General features: G+C 69.7%; 17 protein-coding genes. 8 read left to right on the top strand and 9 right to left on the bottom strand.

The genetic code is table 11. From position 1 onward, the window contains the following. Window positions 1–2 precede the first annotated feature (2 nt). From ACF07N_RS11355 to hemL, 5 genes are all read right to left on the bottom strand, one after another. Window positions 3–776, bottom strand: a complete 774-nt coding sequence (locus ACF07N_RS11355; RefSeq protein ID WP_383336716.1) for a cytochrome c biogenesis CcdA family protein — start codon at window positions 774–776, stop codon at window positions 3–5. 1 nt (window position 777) lies between these two features. Further along, the gene (locus ACF07N_RS11350) at window positions 778–1,401 is read right to left on the bottom strand and encodes a TlpA family protein disulfide reductase (RefSeq protein WP_383336136.1); all 624 of its coding nucleotides are present in this window, start codon (window positions 1,399–1,401) and stop codon (window positions 778–780) included. A gap of 66 nt (window positions 1,402–1,467) precedes the next feature. Then, window positions 1,468–2,760: a hypothetical protein gene (locus ACF07N_RS11345; RefSeq protein WP_392110933.1), complete on the bottom strand. Its 1,293-nt coding sequence runs from the start codon at window positions 2,758–2,760 to the stop codon at window positions 1,468–1,470. Between the two features lie 142 nt (window positions 2,761–2,902). Then, window positions 2,903–3,613 (bottom strand): histidine phosphatase family protein, encoded by a 711-nt coding sequence (locus tag ACF07N_RS11340; RefSeq protein ID WP_383336138.1) that lies wholly within the window; start codon window positions 3,611–3,613, stop codon window positions 2,903–2,905. Continuing rightward, a complete protein-coding gene (gene hemL, locus ACF07N_RS11335; RefSeq protein WP_383336722.1) occupies window positions 3,610–4,926 on the bottom strand; it encodes a glutamate-1-semialdehyde 2,1-aminomutase in 1,317 nt (438 codons plus the stop codon). Before hemL ends, ACF07N_RS11340 begins: the two co-directional genes overlap by 4 nt. Before the next feature lie 507 nt (window positions 4,927–5,433). On the opposite strand from hemL, the gene ACF07N_RS11330 reads away from it, so the two are divergent. After that, the gene (locus ACF07N_RS11330) at window positions 5,434–5,871 is read left to right on the top strand and encodes a hypothetical protein (protein ID WP_003992141.1); all 438 of its coding nucleotides are present in this window, start codon (window positions 5,434–5,436) and stop codon (window positions 5,869–5,871) included. 132 nt (window positions 5,872–6,003) lie between these two features. On the opposite strand, the gene ACF07N_RS11325 is transcribed toward ACF07N_RS11330, so the two are convergent. After that, the gene (locus ACF07N_RS11325; protein ID WP_392110929.1) at window positions 6,004–6,183 is read right to left on the bottom strand and encodes a hypothetical protein; all 180 of its coding nucleotides are present in this window, start codon (window positions 6,181–6,183) and stop codon (window positions 6,004–6,006) included. A 684-nt stretch (window positions 6,184–6,867) separates the two neighbouring features. On the opposite strand from ACF07N_RS11325, the gene ACF07N_RS11320 reads away from it, so the two are divergent. Further along, window positions 6,868–12,063 carry a DUF6531 domain-containing protein gene (locus ACF07N_RS11320; RefSeq protein ID WP_392111139.1) on the top strand — a complete coding sequence of 1,732 codons (5,196 nt, stop codon included), beginning with the start codon at window positions 6,868–6,870 and terminating at the stop codon, window positions 12,061–12,063. Beyond that, entirely contained in the window at window positions 12,060–12,263 is a 204-nt protein-coding gene (locus tag ACF07N_RS11315; protein ID WP_392110926.1) for a hypothetical protein, read from the top strand. Before ACF07N_RS11320 ends, ACF07N_RS11315 begins: the two co-directional genes overlap by 4 nt. A gap of 518 nt (window positions 12,264–12,781) precedes the next feature. Here the strand turns inward: ACF07N_RS11315 and ACF07N_RS11310 are convergent. Beyond that, window positions 12,782–12,970, bottom strand: a complete 189-nt coding sequence (locus ACF07N_RS11310) for a DNA-binding protein (protein ID WP_392110923.1) — start codon at window positions 12,968–12,970, stop codon at window positions 12,782–12,784. 138 nt (window positions 12,971–13,108) lie between these two features. Between ACF07N_RS11310 and ACF07N_RS11305 the strand changes: the two genes are divergently transcribed. Then, the gene (locus tag ACF07N_RS11305) at window positions 13,109–14,002 is read left to right on the top strand and encodes a phosphorothioated DNA-binding restriction endonuclease (protein ID WP_392110920.1); all 894 of its coding nucleotides are present in this window, start codon (window positions 13,109–13,111) and stop codon (window positions 14,000–14,002) included. 259 nt (window positions 14,003–14,261) lie between these two features. Here ACF07N_RS11305 and ACF07N_RS11300 read toward each other — a convergent pair whose 3' ends face one another. Further along, entirely contained in the window at window positions 14,262–15,017 is a 756-nt protein-coding gene (locus ACF07N_RS11300) for a MerR family DNA-binding transcriptional regulator (protein WP_392110917.1), read from the bottom strand. 81 nt (window positions 15,018–15,098) lie between these two features. Between ACF07N_RS11300 and uvrA the strand changes: the two genes are divergently transcribed. Next, a complete protein-coding gene (gene uvrA / locus ACF07N_RS11295; RefSeq protein ID WP_392110914.1) occupies window positions 15,099–17,546 on the top strand; it encodes an excinuclease ABC subunit UvrA in 2,448 nt (815 codons plus the stop codon). Window positions 17,547–17,638: 92 nt separating this feature from the next. After that, complete coding sequence (locus tag ACF07N_RS11290; RefSeq protein ID WP_392110911.1) at window positions 17,639–18,037, top strand: DUF6281 family protein; 399 nt, start codon at window positions 17,639–17,641, stop codon at window positions 18,035–18,037. A 14-nt stretch (window positions 18,038–18,051) separates the two neighbouring features. On the opposite strand, the gene ACF07N_RS11285 is transcribed toward ACF07N_RS11290, so the two are convergent. Further along, window positions 18,052–18,660 carry a hypothetical protein gene (locus ACF07N_RS11285; RefSeq protein WP_392110908.1) on the bottom strand — a complete coding sequence of 203 codons (609 nt, stop codon included), beginning with the start codon at window positions 18,658–18,660 and terminating at the stop codon, window positions 18,052–18,054. A gap of 105 nt (window positions 18,661–18,765) precedes the next feature. On the opposite strand from ACF07N_RS11285, the gene ACF07N_RS11280 reads away from it, so the two are divergent. Both ACF07N_RS11280 and ACF07N_RS11275 read left to right on the top strand, forming a co-directional pair. After that, window positions 18,766–19,716: a Scr1 family TA system antitoxin-like transcriptional regulator gene (locus tag ACF07N_RS11280; protein WP_392110905.1), complete on the top strand. Its 951-nt coding sequence runs from the start codon at window positions 18,766–18,768 to the stop codon at window positions 19,714–19,716. Continuing rightward, window positions 19,664–19,774 carry a DUF397 domain-containing protein gene (locus tag ACF07N_RS11275; protein WP_383337855.1) on the top strand — a complete coding sequence of 37 codons (111 nt, stop codon included), beginning with the start codon at window positions 19,664–19,666 and terminating at the stop codon, window positions 19,772–19,774. The genes ACF07N_RS11280 and ACF07N_RS11275 overlap by 53 nt, the downstream gene beginning before the upstream one ends. Window positions 19,775–19,776: the final 2 nt, after the last annotated feature.

Below are 19,776 nucleotides of genomic sequence, written 5' to 3'. Positions count from 1 at the left end.
GATCAGATCCCCACAGTGAAGCCGTTGGACCAGGACTGCATGTCCTGCACGAGGACGTCCCAGGCACCGGTCAGCAGCAGCAGACCGGTGACGATCATCATGCTGCCGCCGATGCGCATCACCCAGACGTAGTGGCGCTTGACCCAGCCGAAGGCGCCCAGCGCCTTGCGGAAGGCGACCGCGGCGAGCACGAAGGGCACCCCGAGGCCGAGGCAGTACGCCACCGTCAGTATGGCGCCGCGGCCCGCGCTGCCCTGGTTGGAGGAGAGCGCCAGCACGGAGGCGAGGGTGGGGCCGATGCAGGGCGTCCAGCCGATGCCGAACAGCGCGCCCAGCAGCGGTGCCCCCACCAGGCCGGTCACCGGCCGCTTGTGGAAGCGGAACTCGCGCTGGGTCATCCAGGGCATCAGCCCCATGAAGAACACACCCATGAGGATCATGAGGCCGCCGAGGACCTTGGAGAGCACGCCCCGGTTGGCCTGGAGCGTGTCGCCGAAGTAGCCGAACAGCGCCCCGGAGGAGACGAAGACGGCGGTGAAGCCGAGCACGAACAGGGAGGCGCCGGCGACCATCCGGCCGCGCCGGGCCTCGGCCAGATCGGTGCCGGTGACGCCGGTCACGTAGGAGAGGTAGCCGGGGACGAGCGGCAGGACGCAGGGGGAGAAGAAGGAGACGAGACCGCCGAGCAGCGCGATGGGCAGGGCCGCCAGCAGGGCGCCGTTGAGCACCGTGCCGTTGTAGCCCGTCGCCGCGAGCGTGGTGACTGCGGAGGTCACGTCACTTCTCCGCGAGGACCGGGGCGATCATCTTGCGCAGCTTCTCCTCGCTCAGTGCCTGGAGCGAGCGGGCGGCGATCTTCCCGTCCCGGTCGAAGACGAGCGTGGAGGGGATGGCCTGCGGGTTGAGCGTGCCGCGCTCGAAGCGGAGCATGAGCTTGCCGGTCGGGTCGTACAGGCTCGGGTACGTCACCCCGTAGGTCTTCTCGAAGGCGAGGGCCGGGCCGGTGCTGGTGTCGCGGGTGTTGATGCCGACGAACTGGACGCCCTCGTCCTTCAGGTCCTCGGAGACCTTCTGGAAGCCCGGGGCCTCGGCGCGGCAGGGCGGGCACCAGGAGCCCCAGACGTTGACGACGACGACCTTGCCCTTGTAGTCGTCGACGTCCAGCTGCTTGCCGTCGACGGTCTTGCCGGACAGGTCCGGGGCGTCGGCGCGCTCGCCCTTGTCGGCGGTGGCGATGCCGTCCTTGCCCAGGACGAAGTTGGTGTCACCGCCCCCGCCCGACGTCCCGCCGGAGCTGCACGCGGACAGGGTCAGGACCGCGGCCGCGGCACCGGCGGTGAGCAGGGCGGCGCGGCTGCGGGTGCGGTTCGAGCGCAGGGAGGCATGGCTGGCGGCACTCATGTGAAAAGTTTCGCATGCCCCTTCCGGGGATCTCGCCCGCCCCCCTTGCGGGCGGAAAACCGCATTTCAGGCGGCGTCGGAGGAGAGCGAACCCGAGGGGGAGGGGCTGCCCTTCAGGAACTCCCGCCAGCCGCCCGCCGGCTGCTGCCCCACGTCGAGGGTGCGCAGCTTCGCCAGCACCTCGGGCTTCTGCGCGTCCATCCAGTCGACGTACTGCCGGAAAGAGACGAGACGCACATCGCCGCCCTTGTCCTTCTCACGCGCGATGTGCGTGAAGGCCTTCTCGACGGCGTCCATGTAGATGCCGCCGTTCCACTGCTCGAAGTGGTTGCCGATGAAGAGAGGCGCCCGGTTTGTCTCGTATGCCCGCTTGAATCCCTGGATGTAGGCCTGGGCCGCCTGCTCGCGCCAGCCCGGGTAGTTGTGCGCGGGTGCCTTCGTGGAGTTCAGGGACTGGTTGGCCAGCATGTTGTAGTCCATCGAGAGGACCTCGAAGCGGCGGCCGGGGAAAGGTATCTGCTGCAGCGGCAGGTCCCATATCCCCCGGCGCTTCACGGGCCACACCTGGCGGCCGCCCGGGGAGGAGGCGTCGTAGCGCCAGCCCAGTTCGCGGGCGGTGGGCAGCAGGTTGTCTTGGCCGAGCAGGCAGGGGGTGCGGCCGCCGACCAGTTCCTTGTCGTAGTCGAACGGCAGGGCCGGCAGGTCCGTCCAGCCGGTGTTGGTGCGCCACTCCTTGACGAAGGACTTCGCCTGGTCGATCTCGCTGCGCCACTGGCGGGGCGTCCAGTGCTTGACCGAGCCGTGGGACTCGCCGCAGAAGTGCCCGTTGAAGTGGGTGCCGATCTCGTGGCCCTCCAGCCAGGCGCGGCGGACGTTCTTCAGGGTGTCCTTGATGTGCGCGTCGGTGAGATAGCCGATGTCGGAGGCGCCGCGCGGATTGTTCGGCGGGTCGTACAGGCGCTTCTTCGACTCGGGCAGCAGGTACAGCCCGGACAGGAAGAAGGTCATGCTCGCGCCGTGCTCCGCGGCCAGGTCCAGGAAGCGCGGGAAGAGGCCGTTGCCGACCTCGCCGGCGCCGTCCCAGGAGAACACGACGAACTGCGGGGGCGCCTGACCCGGCTCAAGCGGCTCGGGCTTCGCGGGCTGGTGGGGCTGCTTGCCGGTGTAGGCGGTGGAGCCGTCGCCGATGGGGCGGGCGGTGGGCCCGGGCTTCGGCCGGCCCTGCGCGCTGTCGCCGCCGGAACCGTCGGCGTGGCGGGAATCGTCCGACCCCGTGAGGCCGGCGCATCCGGCGAGCGAGGCAGCGGCGGCGGCTCCCGCGCCGATTGAGAGCAGTCCCCTGCGGGAGTAAGGGCGCATGACTTCCCCGATCCGTCACGTTCTCTGGTGGTCACCCAGTCAGAGGACGTGGCGGTCGGGGAGGTTCCGCCGAAATCTGCAGATTCCGTAACGAAGAAGTCGAAAGCGATCGGAAAGGGTCAGGGGTCGTCGCGGATGGCCCTCAGGCGCCGAACGCCTTGCCCTTGCCCTTCACCGGCTTCGCGCCCGCCAGGAGGTGCGCCGGGACGAGATCGCGGGCCGGCTCGCTGTAGCCGACGGAGACGATCCGGTCGCCCTGGTACGTGAAGGTCGTCAGTGAGGCGAGCGTGCACTGCCGCTTGCGCGGGTCGTGCCACAGCCGCCGCCGCTCGACGTAGGACCGCACGATCCAGATGGGCAGCTGGTGGCTGACCACGACCGCCTCGTGCCCGCGGGCCCGGTCCTTCGCCGCGCCCAGCGCGCTCATCATGCGCACGACCTGGTCCACGTACGGCTCGCCCCACGACGGCCGGAACGGGTTGACCAGGTGCCGCCAGTTGCCCGGCTTGCGCAGCGCCCCGTCGCCGACGCCGAACGTCTTGCCCTGGAAGATGTTCTCGGCCTCGATCAGCCGCTCGTCCGTGTCGAGGTCGAGCCCGTGTGCCTTGGCGATCGGCTCGGCCGTCTCCTGCGCGCGCTCCAGCGGCGAGGCGACGACGTACGTCACGTCCCGTGTGGCCAGGTGCTCGGCCACCCGGTCGGCCATGCGGCGGCCCAGCTCGGACAGGTGGTAGCCGGGCAGCCGGCCGTAGAGGATGCCGTCCGGGTTGGCGACCTCGCCGTGCCGCATGAGATGGACGACGGTGATGTCCTGGCCGCTCTTGCCGCCGTCGGGGTTCGTCACGTCGCTCATGCCGTGGCCTCCGCCGCCGCGCGGGCCGCCGCCGGGAGGGCGTCGGCGATCTTCTGCAGGGCCCGCTCGTCGTGCGCGGTGGACACGAACCAGGACTCGAAGGAGGACGGCGGCAGGTAGACGCCGTTCGCGAGCAGGGAGTGGAAGAACGCGGTGAAGCGGAAGGACTCCTGCGCCTTGGCGTCCTCGTAGTTGCGCACGGGCCGGTCGGTGAAGAACACGGAGAACATGTTGGACGCGGTCTGCAGCCGGTGCGCGACGCCCTCCTTGGTCAGGGCCTCGGTGACCAGCCCCTGGATCTCCTTCGACACGGCGTCGACCTTCGCGTACGCGGCGTCGTCGAGCAGCCGCAGCTGGGCGAGGCCGGCGGCGGTGGCGACGGGGTTCCCGGAGAGGGTGCCGGCCTGGTAGACCGGCCCGGCCGGGGCCAGGTGCGCCATCACGTCCGCGCGTCCGCCGAAGGCCGCGGCGGGGAAGCCGCCGCCCATCACCTTGCCGAAGGTCATCAGGTCCGGGACCACGCCGTCGACGCCGAACCACCCGGCGCGGCTGGTCCGGAAGCCCGTCATGACCTCGTCGGAGATGTAGAGGGCGCCGTTCTCGGAGCAGATGTCCTTCAGGCCCTGGTTGAACCCCTCGGCGGGCGGGACGACGCCCATGTTGCCCGGGGAGGCCTCGGTGATCACGCAGGCGATCTCGCCCGGGTGGGCGCGGAAGGCCTCGCGGACGGCGTCGAGGTCGTTGTAGGGCAGGACGATGGTGTCGCCGGCCTGGGCGCCGGTGACGCCCGGGGTGTCGGGCAGCGCGAAGGTGGCGACGCCGCTGCCGGCCGCGGCGAGCAGCGAGTCGACGTGCCCGTGGTAGCAGCCGGCGAACTTGACCACCTTCGTCCGCTGCGTGAAGCCGCGCGCGAGCCGGATCGCGGACATGGTCGCCTCGGTGCCGCTGGACACCAGCCGGACCTGCTCCAGCGGCGCGACCCGGGCCACCATCTCCTCGGCGAGCGCGACCTCGCCCTCACCGGGCGTGCCGAAGGAGGTGCCGCGGGCGACGGCGTCCCGCACGGCGGCGATCACCTCGGGGTGCGCGTGCCCGAGGATCATGGGACCCCAGGAACACACCAGGTCCACGTACTCGCGGCCGTCCGCGTCCGTCAGGTACGGGCCGGTCCCGGACACCATGAACCGGGGGGTGCCGCCGACGGCCCGGAAGGCCCGGACCGGGGAGTTCACGCCACCGGGCGTGACGGCCGCCGCGCGGTCGAACAGAGCCTGCGAGGCCGGTGCTTCATACGGATATGCCAGTTCGCTCATGACCTGCGACTTCTCCGACCTTCTCCGACGTAGTCGGGCTCCGGGTGCCAGTGACCTGTTCAGGGTAGGCCAGGGGGGCCGCGGGCGAGGGCGTGGGACAACCGGACCCCGGGCCCCCGTCGTCTGCGAGACTGGGACCTGATACACACAGCTCGAGCGGCCCAGCGCCGGTCGGAGGCTGCGAAGATCCTGCGGGCAGATGTTTCAGCGCACGTTTCGGCGGGCGGCCGTGGGGGAGGTCACTGACACGATGATCGGGTTGCGCGGCGGGGGCGACGCGTTCTGGAAAAGCAGTCGGGTGGAGATATGCATCGCGGTGGCGGACTGGGCGAGGGGACCGATGACCTGGGTCCTCGACGTGCCCGGCGGGGAAGGCACCGGCGCGAAGCGGAGGACACGCAGGAGACACGGCAGGCATCGGGTCGGCCGGGTGAACCGGAGCGCCTCGACGGACGTACTGAACGGCGAGTGGACGATCTTCGGGCCGGGAGCGGGAATGGTGGTCGGGTGGGGGTGACGTACAAGTACTTCGGCGCGCCCGACGGCGCCACGGCGGCCCGTGTCCCGATCTCGATGCGTCCCGAGGAACTCGGCGGCGACGAGCTCGGCATGAACGGCATGTTCACGAAGATCAAGCCGGAGACGATGGCGGCGATGGTCCTCACGGGCATCGAGGGCGTCCCCCTGCACAAGGTCCCGCCCTTGGAACTGGTCGTCCTGCACCCCGACTACGCGGTCGTCAAGCTCCCCATGACGGTCGTCGACCCGCTGCGCGGCATCGGCGAGGAGGCGGTCGGAGCGGCGGCCTTCATCTGGTCGACTGTCCCGGACCGGGGCGGCCCGCGGGACGCGTTCAACGTGTACCAACTGCTGCACGAGTGGCAGGACTTCAGCCACCGGCTGCATGAGGCGGGGCATCAGGCTTACTGCCTGGTTTGGCCCTGAGCAGGATTCAGTGGGGTTCGGTGGAGTGCGGTGGGGTTTTCGGGCCTCGCCCCTTCGGGTGCCCGAGAGGGGGCGTCGGGCGGCCAGGGCACATTGAGGGCGCATGGTTTTGCTGGGCGTGCCTGACGTGCCCTACCCCTCACCCTCGCTGCGTTCAGCGCCCGTGTTGAAGGCCCGGCCCTTCTCGTCGACGAGGAGCAGTCGGAGGGTCTCGGGCTTGCCATCGGGCTTCAGCGGGGCGAGCAGTTCCAGCACTTCGTCCCAGCGGTGACGGTGGGTCCTGCCGTCTGCCTTCGGCCGTTGAGGCCGCACGAACCGATCAGGACGCCCGTCCGGCGCAGCCAGTCCAGACCCTGCCGGTAGGCAGGGGGGCGGCCAGACCCTTGTTCTTCGGTACGGGAGGCAGACCTCCCGCATCACGATCTGGAGCTGTGCAAGGCGCGGCTGGTCGTGTGTGCGATGCCGCTGCGACCGCGGCGTCAGGAAGATGGCCGCGGTCGCAGCGGCCTGTACGAGAATATCGGCCAGTATCAGCCGCTGACGCCACCACGTTCGGCGACGTAGCGCGCCCCACAAGCCTCGGAATTATCCGTGAAGACACCGGTGGGTAATTTCAAGTACACATGCGAATCAAAACCCTCTTGGCGTGTTCGAGCCATATTTGACAGAGGTGTATTGCCGAAGGTCACTCGACCAGGGACTCCTGCAATCGACCAGACCCGGTCGGGTCCCAGATTCAGCCGTAGATGTATGGCGCAGGTTATCCCGCGCGTGTCCTGATCAAGGATCCCCTGCACTCCGTTCACAGCCGTCACGCAAGGGATGCACATGCGGAAGAGATCGAGATCAGTCATAGCCCTGCTGGTTCTGGCCTTGATGGCCAGCTCTGGCGTCGTACCCGCTTGGGCCTTAACCGAGCAACTTGGCTCTACTTCGGCCGCCGTTCAGCAGCACAAGGCCCGGGCGGCGGCTGACCTGCCGAAGCCGCCCAAGGCCATGACGTTGGCGGAGCGGCGCAAGCAGGTGAAGCAGTCCCGGGACGATCTGTCGCCCATGCAGGGCTTTAGGGATGCGCCCGCCAGGAAGCCGGTGGCCAAGCCCCATCCTCGGCCCGAGAAGAGCGCCGTCGAGCGCCGCTTCCTCGCTGAGAGGAGCCCGACGCGCCAACCCTTCGCGGCGGCGGCAACGGCTGATCCGGCGTGGGTGTCCGGTTCGTCAGGAGTGTGGCCGGCGACCCTCTCGATCGGCGGGCACGTGAAGTTCTCCTCCGGTACCGGGTCGTCCTATTCGAGGCTGTTGTTGCTCATCCGGAACGAGGCGGGAACGGTCGTCAAGGCCGAGGAGATCGACAAGACCACCTACGATCCGGAGGGTAAGGGGCACCTGGACAGCGGAGCTTGGTGCTACGGCTGGTGGTCTCCCAACCCATACCCGGACCGTGCCGACGAATGCTTCTGGTGGAGTTCGAGCGCGCTGGGCGGACACCTCGAGGACGGAAAGAAGTACTACGCCCACGTCTACCTCATGGGTTCGGACGGTACTTACAGTCCGAACGGCACCACCTCTCCGCTGATCGAGGCGTTCTACACCCCGGACATCCCGGGCGCACAGGCCGGTATCTGCTCCTGCTACGCGCAGGCTCACCGCGCCGACCCGGTCAACACGGCCACCGGCATGTTCTTCGAGCAGCTCACCGACGCCCAACTGGTGGGTGTCGGTGAGCAGGTGACCCTGGAGCGCACGTATCGCTCCGACTCCACGGCGATCGGTCTGCTGGGTCGCGGCTGGGCCACGCCCTTCGATGTGAAACTGACGGTCGCATCCGGCAAGGTCACTTACCAGGCCGACGACGGGGCGAAGTTCGTCTTCACGCAGAAGAGCGACGGCACGTACACCGCGCCGGCGGGTTCGGCCGCGAAGCTGGTCAAGGGCAGCAGCACCTACAGCGTCACCACCCCTGATCACACCAAGCGCACCTTCAGCAGCACCGGTCAGCTGACGTCGGTCGTCGACCGTAGCGGCCAGGGCCTGACGCTGACGTACACGTCCGGCAAGCTGTCCTCCGTCAAGGACGCCGCCGGCCGCACCACCGGCTTCACCACGAACGCCGACGGTCAGGTCACCAAGGTCAGCCTCCCCGATGCCACGTCGGTCTCCTACGCCTACACGGATGGCCTGCTGACGTCCGTCACCGACCCGGCGGGCAAGGTCTCCACCTACGGCTACAGCACCGACAAGCGGCTCTCCTCCCTCACCGACCCGGCGGGCGGCAAGGTCTCCAACGCCTACGAGACCAACGGCAGGATCAAGTCCCAGACGGACCAAAAGGGCAAGACCACGTCCTTCACCTGGGACAGCGGCGGCGAAGAGTCCCACATGACAGCCCCGGACGGCGGAGTGTGGACCGACATCTATGCCGGCAACGTGCTGATGGAGAGCATCGACCCGTACGGCAAGAAGGTCTCCTACACCTACGACCGCTACCTGCGCCCGGTCGAGATCACCGACCAGCGTGGCAACACCACGTCGATGACGTACGACAGCGCCGGACGCATGCTCACCCGCAGCGCGCCCGCGTCCTTGGGCTACAAGGAGAGCTGGACCTATGACAGCGCCGGCAACGTCCTCAGCCACACGGACGGCCGCGGCAACAAGACGACGTACACCTACAACGCGTCCAACGAGCTGACCTCCAGTACCGATCCGCTCGGCGGCAAGACGACGTACACGTACACCGCACTCGGGGCCCTGGCGACCGTGACCACCCCACGCGGCAAGACCACGACGTACGGGTACGACGCGAAGGGCAACCGCACCTCTGTCACCACCCCGCTCGGTGAGAAGACCACCTTCACCTACGACGACGCCGGCCGCATCACCTCCAAGACCGACCCCCGCGGCAACACCTCCGGAGCCGACCCGACCGCCTACACCACGAAGTACACCTACGACGGCCGTGGCCTGCTCAGCACCGCCACCGACCCGCTGGGCCGCACCACCAGCTACGGCTACAACGGCGCCGAACAGCTGACCTCGGCCAAGGACCCGGCCGGCAACACCACCCGCTACGAGTACGACGACGCCGGGAACCTGACCAAGACCACCGACGCGGCGGGCAAGTCCGTCACCCGTGGCTACGACGCCGGCGGCCGCCTCACCTCCGAGACCGACCCGCTGGGCAACAAGACGACCCACACCTACGACAAGCTCGGCCGACTGCTGAGCACAGTCTCCGCCCGCGGAAACGTCACCGGCGCCGATCCGGCCGCCTACACCACCAGCTACACCTACGACGCCGCAGGAAACCGCACCAAGGTCACCGACTCCAGCGGCGCGGCGGTCAGCACCGAATACGACGCCGTCAACCGGCCCGTCAAGGTCACCGACCCGCTGGGCAAAACGACCGCCTACACCTACGACGCGGTCGACAACGTCACCAAGGTCACCGACGCCCTCAGCAAGAGCGTCTCCTCGGTGTACGACAAGAACAACCGGCTGACCAGCACCACCAACGCGCTGGGCAAGACCACCACCCACGCATACGACGCCGACGGCAACCTACTCAGCCGCACCTCCCCGCTGGGCAACAAGGAGACCTGGACCTACGACGGCGACGGCCGCCAGGCCACCACCGTCGACCCCCGCGGCAACGTCACCGGCGCAGACCCGGCCGAGTACACCACTACCAACAGCTACGACGCGGCCGGCAACCTCATCACCGTCACCGACCCGCTCGGCGGGGTGATCAGGACCGAGTACGACGCGGCGGGCAACGTCACCAAGCGCACCGACGCCGACGAGCGCGTCACCACCTACGGTTACGACAAGCTCGACCAGCTCACCACGGTCACCGCCCCTGACGGCGCAAAGACGGCCTACGAATACGACGCGGCCGGTAACGTCACCAAGCGCACCGACGCCAACAACCACGCGACCGCCTACGGCTACGACGCGTCCCGTCGCCTGACGACGGTCACCGACCCGCTGGACCGCGTGACCTCCTACGCGTACGACGCCGAGGGCAACCTCACCAAGAAGACCACCCCGCGCGGCTCGACCAGCTACGTCTTCGACGCCCGCGGGCTGCTCACCAAGGTCGACTACTCGGACTCGACGCCGGACGTGAGCTTCGGCTACAACAGCGCCGGGCGCATGACCGCGCGCGCCAACGCGAAGATCTCCGAGGACTTTGACTACGACGCGGTGGGCAACCTCACCAAGACCCGCGGCTTCGCCTACACCTACGACGCCGCCGGGCAGATGCTCACCCGCAAGTACTCCGACGGCAACACCATCACCTACTCCTACGACAACGACGGCCGCACGTCGTCCATGACCGCCGACGGAGTCACCACCAACTACACCTGGGACGCCGCCGGCCGCCTGACCCGGTCCGCACTGCCCAACACCGAGACCGAGGACCGCGCCTACGACCGCGCGGGCCGGCTCACCGCGGTCACGTCGTCCAAGGCCGGGACCACGGTCACCAAGACGGCGCTCACCCTGTCCGCCGCCGGGCTGCCCACCCACGTCGACGTCACCCGGGCCAGTGTCGGCACCGGAGGCTGGGACCTCACCTACGACGCCGCAGGCCGCCTCACCTCCGGCTGTGCCCCGCAGCCCTGGGTCACCGGCTGCGCGTCCAGCCGCACCACGGCCTACACCTACGACAAGGTCGGCAACCGCCTGACCTCCACCCTCGGCACCACCGACACCAACTACACCTACGACGCGGCCGACCAGCTCACGTCCACTACCACCGGCACAACATCCACCACCTACGACTACGACAGCGAGGGCAACCAGACCAAGGCAGAGGCCGACACCTACACCTACGACCTGACCGGACAGATATCCGCCGCAACCGTCGCCGGCAGCAGCTACACCTACGACCACGACGCCAGCGGCAACCAGGTCACCACCAGCAAGGACGGCACGGTCACCAGCCGCACACAGTGGGACCCCAACGGCCCGCTCCCGATCCTCGCCACCGAGTACGACAGCGCCTGGGCGATCAAGCAGTCCTACCGCTACGACCCGCTCGGCCAACCCACCGCCACCAAGACCGGCTCCGGCGCCCTCTTCTACTACCACCACGACACTCAAGGCTCCCCGGCCGATGTCACCGGCAGCACCGGCACCCTCCACCAGCGCTGGGCCTACGACCCGTACGGCGCCCGCACCCTGAACACGGTCGCCAGCGGCGCCCCAGCAAGCACCCCGGCCTACACGGGCGCCCGCTACGAGACCACGACAGGCAACCTGGACCTGCACGCCCGCCAGTACAACACCACTACCGGCCGCTTCAACCGACCCGACCCGGCTGCTCCCGACCGCAACAGCCCCTATGTCTCGGCGTATGCCTACGCTAACAACACACCCACTCTTTACACCGATCCGAGCGGCTTGACTCCTGTGCCGGGCGACGCCAACGGCAACGGGAAGGTAGACAGCCTCGGCGAAGGTCTCAAAATTTTCGGCGATGGCTTCCTCCAGGGCCTCAAGGCGCCCTTCGAGTTCCTCGGCGACGCCCAAGACGCCGTAACAGGACACAACGGCGGAGCCGGAGCGTTCGTCGACAAGTACCTCCCCGTCCGCCCCGCCTATCGGCTCTACCGAGCCGAGTACATGCTGCGGCAGCAGGGCTGCGACGCTCTCGCGGACTCGTACGCCGAGGCCGCCGACGAACTGACGAAGCAGATCGCCCTTGTGGGGGTCGGAGGCCTCACAGGGTGGCGGCGTGCTGCTGTCAATCCGAGCGGCGTCGCGGCGGAGGGCGGAGCCGGCGTTGTGACTCGACTGCTGTACGGCGCCCGCAAGGGTCAGGGCCTGCCCGGCACGGCTGGCGTCGCGATCAGCAAGCGCCCGTCCGTGACCCAATTGGAGAACCTTACCGTCAAGCACGGCGTAGAGTTCGCTGTGATCTACAAGCTGGGCCCTGGCCCCAAGGGGACGGGTGGGCAGTATTTCCTCTACTCTGGTGTGTCCAACCGAGTACAGGTTCCCGTACAGGCTGACGCCATCCTCGTCTACCACACGCACCCCAAGGGTTACGCTTACCCTAGCCCTGCAGACAGAAGACTCCTCGACGCATTCGAAAAGGCAGGCTCTCCGATGCGTTCGTCCCAAATCATTCCCGTCGGCAGTGGTGGCATGGTCGTGACCTTCACGAAGCATGGGGTAACCCCGTGACAAACGAATGCGAGAGCCTGAACTACCTGTGGGACGGCAGCGAGGACGGCTGGGTCGTCATCACATCAGACCTCGGGCTCGGGACGATCTACAACACCAAGACACGTATGGCTCTCCTCCTTGAAGATGAGGGGGAATATGAGCACGCTATCCAGGCGATGCGCGAACATGGTCGACCTTTCCTGGACTCCGTTCCGTAGTGAGTATGTTGGCCTAGCGGCCAACGGACACAGGCCGTTCTGCACCCAATCCATGCGGAGATAGGTAACGGAAGTGGCGTCGAACAGGGGCGGGTTCTGTGCTTGTGTTTGAAGGCACCGATCTGGTTCCGGCCCTGTGGCAAGGTGTTAGGTCTTACGTCGTGTGCGGTACGTGAGTGGACTGCCCGACAAAGAACGTCCCAAGCAGAAGCGAACGCGAAGCCGTGTGGTGCCGATCAGACAGAAAAGCACCACACGGCAGTGTCGAGCACCAGCTGGCAAGGATTCGATCCCACTCCTCAAGCGGATGTCAAAGGTCGAATGCCGCCAGAACACAAAGAGACACCCGGTTAGGGAAGATACGCCCCATTGGGTGGACAGGCCGAGTTCCATCCGGCGGTCGAAAACCGCCTGCCCGAAATCGCTGGCCAGTCGTGCGTCGACGTATTCCTGGTCGTACTCCACCGCCTCACCCGCGAGCTGCCGGGCCCGGCGCGTCCGCCATGCGCTGTAATTCATCAACTCTCCTTGCGCCGCTCGTACGTGTGCTGAGCATGACCGTGTTCGGCCTCGCAGACCTTCTGGGCATGGTGTGCGCGCTCGACTTCCGCCGCTTCACGCATCCTCGTCTTGCGGAAGACCGTCAGCAGCACGATCCGTTGCCCCGGCGCGAGCCAGTACGGGATGCGCACGGCTTCGCCGTCCAACTCGAAGCGAAGGTCACGCAGCTTGCTCGTCCAGCAGCCGGTCCGTCTCGTCCTCGACTCGGCGATAGGGGCGGAACGGAAGCAGGGAGCGCAGCGTGCAGCATCAGCCGCCGGTGATGCCGTCTACGATCAGCCGCCATGGACTGGCTGGAGCGAATAGCGACGTTGAGGCAGTGGGCGAGGAACGGGACCCGGGCTCCGCACAAGCCGCTGCTGCTCCTGTACGCCCTCGGCCGGTTTCAGGAGGACGCCGATGGCGGGCTGCGGTACACCGCGGTGGAGCAGGACCTGCAGCGTCTGCTCACCGAGTACGGTCCGCCCCACAAGACGACTCCCGCATACCCGTTCCACCACCTCACCAGCGACGGTGTCTGGGAAGTGCGCACCGACCGCGGACCCGGCAGCCCCGGCAGCGGGATACGTGACCTTCGCGAGACGGGTGCCACCGGGCGGCTCACCCCGGATCTGCGAGCGGCGCTGCGGCGCGACCCGGACCTGCTCGGCAGGATCGCGCGCCTGCTGCTCGACCTGCACTTCCCGCCCTCGCTGCACGGGGAACTGTGCGACGCCGTGGGCCTGGACCTGGAGCCGGCGGAGGCCGAGCTGGTCGCGGCGGCCCGCAGGCGGCGGGACCCGCGGATGAGGGACCTGGTCCTGACCGCCTACGAGTACCGATGCGCCTTCTGCGGGTACGACGGCAGGATCGGCGCGGTACCGGTCGGCCTGGAGGCCGCCCACGTGCGGTGGTGGGCGTTCGGCGGACCCGACGAGATCGAGAACGGGCTGTGCCTGTGCTCGCTGCACCACAAGCTCTTCGACAAGGGCGTCCTCGGTGTCGGGGACGATCACCGCATCCTGGTCTCGCAGCGCTTCGTCGGTCACAGCCCCGCCGCCCGCGAGCACGTCACCGCCCTCGCGGGCCGTCCACTCGTCGGTCCGCAGCCGGGCGCGAGCCCTGTCGCTGCCGAGCACCGCGACTGGCATGCCCGGCAGGTCTTCCACGGTGAGCCGCGTCCTGCCACGACCGCCTGACCCCGGCAGCGCGCCCTGAGGTGGGACACCCCAGTTGGGGCTCATCCGCTGTGCTTCGCCGGCTTGGTCGCGGCGCTCCGACCCCAGGACCCCTGCGCACAGCCGGCGTCCCGTGGAGTTCCGGGCGGGGTCTTCGGGCCGTACAACCTTGGCCAGGCCCCGCGCGTCATGAGGACGCCTGTTGAGCCCAGTCAAGGAGTCCCGTTGCGCAGAGCAGTCACGGCGGTCGCCGTGCTCACCGCCTCCGCCGCCGTCACCCTCACGCCGGTGACGAGCCCTCACTGGACGGGCTGACGGCGCCGCAGCCGGGGGAGCCGTCGAGGTAGGCGTGCAGCGCCCCCGCCCCCTCGATCATCCCCCGGCTCCGGGCCGTCAGGGCCGCGCCGCGGCTGGTGATCGCCGCCCGCAGGGCCTCGCTGCTGCCCTCCCGGCGCAGGCCCTCCAGGACCGGTCTGATCTGGTCGAACAGGTAGTGGCTGCGGCGCAGGGTGTGCACCAGGCGGGCGTCGCGGACGTCGGCGGGCTCGTAGAGCCGGTAGCCCGTGGCGCGCTCGCGGGACGGGGTGAGCAGCCCGGCCGCCTCCCACACCCGCAGTGCGGAGGTCCGTACGCCCAGCAGCGCGGCCACCTCGCCGATGCGCAGGCCGCCGGAGCGGGGCAGGGGGGCCGGGGGCTGGAGGGCCAGCAGCTCCAGGGCCTCGCTCGCGGCCCGCAGGGACACCCGCTCCTCGTGCAGCGCGGCGTGCGCGGCGTCGACCAGGGCGAGCGCGCCCGCGGTGTCCCCGGCGTGGATCCTCCGCATGATCGCCGTCGCCGTCACCGGGCCGTAGCCGCGGAGCATGGTCCGGTACGCCAGCAGCGCCCGGCGGTGCGTCTCCCCGAAGACCCGGTAGCCGGACGCGGTCCGCGCCGCCGGCGGGAGCACCCCGGCCTCCTCGTAGTTGCGGATCTGCTGCGTCGAGACACCGGCCAGGCGGGCCAGGTCGACGGGACGGAGGCGGCGGTCTTTCGTCATCGATTTGAAGGTTACGGCAGGCGGTGTGGGGCTGGAGGAGCATAAGTCTCAAGAACGGAGTTCAATGGAAGACTTGAAGGAATGGACTCCTGCATTCATGTCACCGGTGCGCGTCTGAACAACCTCAGGAACGTCTCCCTCTCCGTGCCGAAGAACAAGCTGGTCGTCATGACCGGTCTGTCCGGCTCCGGCAAGTCCACCCTCGCCTTCGACACCCTCCACCGGGAGGGCCAGCGGCAGTACCTGGAGTCGCTGGGCATGGTCACCGGCTTCGTCAGCAAGCCCGCCGTGGACTCGATCACCGGCCTGTCCCCGTCGATCAGCGTCGACCAGCACCACACCAACCGCAGCCCGCGCTCGACGGTCGGCACGGTCACCGAGGTGTTCACCTACCTGCGTCTGCTCTGGTCGCGCGTCGGGGTGCGGCCGTGCCCGGGCTGCGGGCAGGACATCCCGCCCTCGTACGCCGACGGCACCGAACCCGACGAGGACGCCGAGCCCGAGCAGCGGCCCTGCCCGCACTGCGGCACCCTCGTGCCCGAACTCGTCATGGGCTCCTTCTCCTTCAACAAGCCCGCCGGTGCCTGCCCCGCCTGCACCGGCCTGGGCGAGGTGATCCGGCCCGACACGCAGCGCCTGGTCGACGGCGCGAAGTCGGTCGCCGGGGGCGCGGTGCGCGGCTGGAACGCGAAGTTCACCGAGTGGAGCCTGCCGCAGCTGCGGGCCGCCGCGGCGCACTACGGCTTCACCTTCGACACCGCCCGGCCCGTCGGCGAACTGACCGCACGGGAGCGGGACCTGCTGCTCCACGGCGTCGAAAGCCCCGAGTTCCGGCGGCACTTCCCGGACACCGAGCCGCCGAAGACGGTGTCGGCGGGCCGCTTCGAAGGAGTCGCGACGGCACTGCTGCGCCGCTACGACGAGCGCGCCGACGACCCCGAGTACCGCGAACGCGCCGAGCAGCAGGGCCTGATGCGGCAGCCGTGCGAGGAGTGCGGCGGAACGCGGCTGAGGCCGGAGAGCCGGGCGGTGACCGTGCACGGCCTCACCGTCGTGGAGGCCGCGCGGCTGCCGCTGACCGGCCTCGGCACCTGGCTGGCCGGCCTGCGGGAGCGGGCCGCCGGAGACGAGTGGCTGCTCGTCGAACCGGTCGTGGCCGACCTGGAGGAGCGGGTGCGGCGCCTGGTGGACGTCGGCGTCGGCTACCTCACCCTCGGGCAGGCCACGCCCAGCCTCTCCGCCGGCGAGACCCAGCGGCTGCGGCTGGCCGCCCTGCTCGGCTCCGGCCTGACCGGCGTGCTCTACGTGCTCGACGAGCCGACCATCGGCCTGCACCCCGCCGACACCGCCCGCCTCGTCGGCGTCCTGCGCCGCCTGCGCGACCTCGGCAACACCGTGCTGGTCATCGAGCACGACCTGGAGGTGCTGCGCGCGGCGGACCACGTGATCGACGTCGGGCCGGGCGCGGGCCGCGACGGCGGCCGGATCGTCGCGGCGGGCACGCCGGAGGAGGTCGCCCGCACCGAGGGCTCGGTGACCGGCGCGTACCTCTCCGGGAGCCTGTCCGTGCCGGGTTCGCGCCGGCGCGGCGACAGCGACACGGCCCTCGTGATCCGCGGAGCACGCGCCCACAACCTCAAGGACCTCACCGTACGGATCCCGCTGCGCCGCCTGGTGACGCTCACCGGGCCGTCCGGCTCCGGCAAGTCCACGCTGCTGCTGGACATCCTCGGCCGGGCCGCCCGCCGCCACTTCCACCGGGCCGGGGACCCGCCCGCCGAGCACGACGGCATCGACGGCTTCGAGCACCTGTCCAAGGCCGTCGTCATCGACCAGGAACCCGTCAGCCGCCTCCCGCGCTCCAACGCGGCGACCTACTCGGACGTGTTCACGCCGATCCGCGAGCTCTTCGCGGCCCGCAGCGGCGGCGCCCTCACCGCCGGTCACTTCTCCTTCAACGTCCCCGGGGGCCGCTGCGAACGCTGCGAGGGCGCGGGCGTCCTCACCGTGCGCATGCACTTCCTCCCGGCGGTGGAGGTACGCTGCCCCACCTGCCGGGGCCGCCGCTTCCGGCCGGAGGTGCTGGCGGTCCGCCACGAGGGCCACGACATCGCCGAGGTGCTCCAGGCGACGGTGGACGAGACCCTGACCGTGTTCCGGGACGTGCCGCCGATCGCCGCCCGGCTGCGCCGCATGGCGGACGTGGGCCTCGGCTACCTCCCGCTCGGCCAGCCCGCCACCACCCTCTCGGGCGGTGAGGCCCAGCGCCTGAAACTCGCGAAGGAACTGGGCCGGCGCACGACGGGCCGCGCCCTGTACCTCCTCGACGAGCCGACGACCGGCCTGCACTCCGCCGACACCGCCCGCCTCCTCGACGTCCTCCAGCGCCTGGTCGACGCCGGGCACTCGGTCGTCACCATCGAGCACAACACCGACGTCGCCCGCGCCTCCGACTGGCTGATCGACCTCGGCCCGCGGGGCGGCGCGGGCGGCGGGCAGCTCATGACGCAGGGCGCACCCGGCACCTGAACGCCCCCGGCACCTGAACGTTTCCGGCTCCTCGCGCGTCTTCGTCGCGTAACCGTCGTGACGGAGCGCGGGCTCCAGGAGGAGGCGTACCGATGAAGGCGTCCTGGCTGACATGGTCGCTGCCGGTGGTGGCCGCCGTCGCCCCGCTGAGCGCGGGCTGCGCGCCCGCGTCCCCGGCCGGCGGCGCGCGGCCGGAGGCCTCCTGCGCCTACGTCGTCGAGTACGACGGCCGTACCTACCTCGGCCGGGAGGAGACCGACGTGCCGCTCGGCCGGTCGCTCGGCCCCGCCACCCGCCCGGCCTGCGACGACACACCCGGCGACGGCGACGACGGGGGGAGCCCGGCCCCGACGGCCGCGTTCGCCGTGCGGGGCGTGGACCCCGCCGTCGCGGTCGCGGTCGCCGAGGGCACCGGCGCGTACCGCCTCGTCGTCGCCGAGTCCGCCGGTCAGCTCCCGCCCGCGCTGCGGAAGCTGACCGGCGGCTCCTGAGCCCGGCCCGGGTCTCAGCCGCCCTGCCGTTCCAGCACCGCGTAGTCGGCGAAGCTGCGGCGGTAGCGCAGGTGCCGGGTCTCCTGGGTGTGCCTGCGCTGCCACTCCTCCACCTCGCCGGGCTCCCGGCACGGCCCCGAACTCGCCCCGCAGTCCGCGTCCTCGCCCGAGACGCAGTACGCCTGGTACTCGGGCAGGGCCGACGGGTCCTGCACGATCGAGTACGGCACGTACCGGAAGATCCGGCGCCCCGCCGGCTCCCCGCCGTGCTCCTCACGGTGGTGCTTGCGCAGCAGCACGTTCGCGTCCGTCACGGCACTCGCGTCGAACGCCGCCCGGGCCCGGTCCCGCCGGACCGACAGCTCCTCGCACGCCGCGCACCCGCGCACCGGCAGCGGAGGACGGTTCGGGTCGGCCGGCAGCCCTTCCCGGGAACGGTCGTTGGCCGCGCGCACGCCCGCGCTGAGCCGTTCGTCCGGGGTCGCCTCCCGGATCCGCGCCGGGTCCGCCTGCCACTCCCGGCCGCCGCCGACCGGGCGCAGCATCGCGTACGGGCCGGTTCTGTCCCGATACTCGCCGACCCTGTTCGTCCGCGGGTCGTAGACGAGCGTTCCCGGTTCCATTTCGCGCACCTCCGTAACTCTGTGTGTACCGAGCGTTGCGTACGGGAACGACCCGGTTCAATGCTTTGTGTGTGACACCGGTGCACTGTCACGGAGGGGGATGCCGTGAGCCGACGGAACGGCGGGGCGGAGTCGGGAGCGAGCACGGCGGCCGTGTTCGGCGAGGTGCTGCGGCACTTCAGGGAGGCGGCGCTGCTCACGCAGGAGGGGTTGGCCCGGCAGATCCCGTGCGACCGCTCGCACGTGGCGCGCGTGGAGGCCGGTACGCGGGTGCCGCAGGACTCCTTCGCGAAGACGTGCGACGAACTCCTGGCGACGGGTGGGGTGTTGGCGCGGCTGTGGGCCAGGATCGACTGGTACCCGCGGGTGGAGCATCCCGACTGGTTCCGGCGGCGCGCCGAGATGGATGAGGAGGCGGTCGCTCTTCGGGAGTACCAGGAGCGTGTCATGCCGGGGCTGTTGCAGACGGCGGACTACGCCCGCGCGTTGTTCTCCTTGCTCGTCAGCGGGGAGGAGGTGGAGGAGCGGGTGCGAGCCCGACTCAGTCGCCAGCAGCGTTTCCTGGCGGATGGAGGCCCGCTCTACATCGTTGTGCTGGACGAGAGTTGCCTGCGCAACATGATCGGCAGCGCGGCCGTGATGCGGGACCAGTGTGCGCACTTGCTCGACGTGGGAAAGCGACCCAATATCCGCGTCCAGGTCGCACCGGCGGGCTGCCTCGGCCTGTTTCGCCCCAGCGGATCCATGTCCCTCATCAGGCTTCCCGACGGGCACGAGTGGGTCTACTCGGAATCGCTGGATCAGGGCCATTTCAACGACAATCCAGCCCTCATCGCGAGGCACAGCCACACCTATGATGTGCTCAGGGCGGACGCCCTGTCGGCTTCCCAGTCCGCCGCTCTGATCCGCGAGACGATGGAGAGGTACGAGCAGCATGGACCGGAACCAGCTCACCTGGGTCAAGAGCAGCTACAGCGACGCCAACGGCGGCAACTGCATAGAAATAGCCCCCGGTTTCCCCGAAACCGTCCCCGTGCGCGACAGCAAGAACCCTGACGGGCCGGTCCTGGTCGTCAGCCGGTCCGCCTGGTCGGCGTTCACAGCCGCTCTCTGAGC

This window comes from Streptomyces sp. NPDC015242 (assembly GCF_043079125.1).
GTDB lineage: Bacteria > Actinomycetota > Actinomycetes > Streptomycetales > Streptomycetaceae > Streptomyces.
This window is presented reverse-complemented; position numbering and strand designations above follow the sequence as displayed.

Coding starts and splice junctions, on each gene's coding strand:
- ACF07N_RS11320 (WP_392111139.1), top strand. CDS start 6,868: ATGACGTTGGCGGAGCGGCGCAAGCAGGTGAAGCAGTCCCGGGACGAT.
- ACF07N_RS11345 (WP_392110933.1), bottom strand. CDS start 2,760: ATGCGCCCTTACTCCCGCAGGGGACTGCTCTCAATCGGCGCGGGAGCC.
- ACF07N_RS11340 (WP_383336138.1), bottom strand. CDS start 3,613: ATGAGCGACGTGACGAACCCCGACGGCGGCAAGAGCGGCCAGGACATC.
- hemL (WP_383336722.1), bottom strand. CDS start 4,926: ATGAGCGAACTGGCATATCCGTATGAAGCACCGGCCTCGCAGGCTCTG.
- ACF07N_RS11305 (WP_392110920.1), top strand. CDS start 13,109: ATGGACTGGCTGGAGCGAATAGCGACGTTGAGGCAGTGGGCGAGGAAC.
- ACF07N_RS11290 (WP_392110911.1), top strand. CDS start 17,639: ATGAAGGCGTCCTGGCTGACATGGTCGCTGCCGGTGGTGGCCGCCGTC.
- uvrA (WP_392110914.1), top strand. CDS start 15,099: ATGGACTCCTGCATTCATGTCACCGGTGCGCGTCTGAACAACCTCAGG.
- ACF07N_RS11300 (WP_392110917.1), bottom strand. CDS start 15,017: ATGACGAAAGACCGCCGCCTCCGTCCCGTCGACCTGGCCCGCCTGGCC.
- ACF07N_RS11285 (WP_392110908.1), bottom strand. CDS start 18,660: ATGGAACCGGGAACGCTCGTCTACGACCCGCGGACGAACAGGGTCGGC.
- ACF07N_RS11350 (WP_383336136.1), bottom strand. CDS start 1,401: ATGAGTGCCGCCAGCCATGCCTCCCTGCGCTCGAACCGCACCCGCAGC.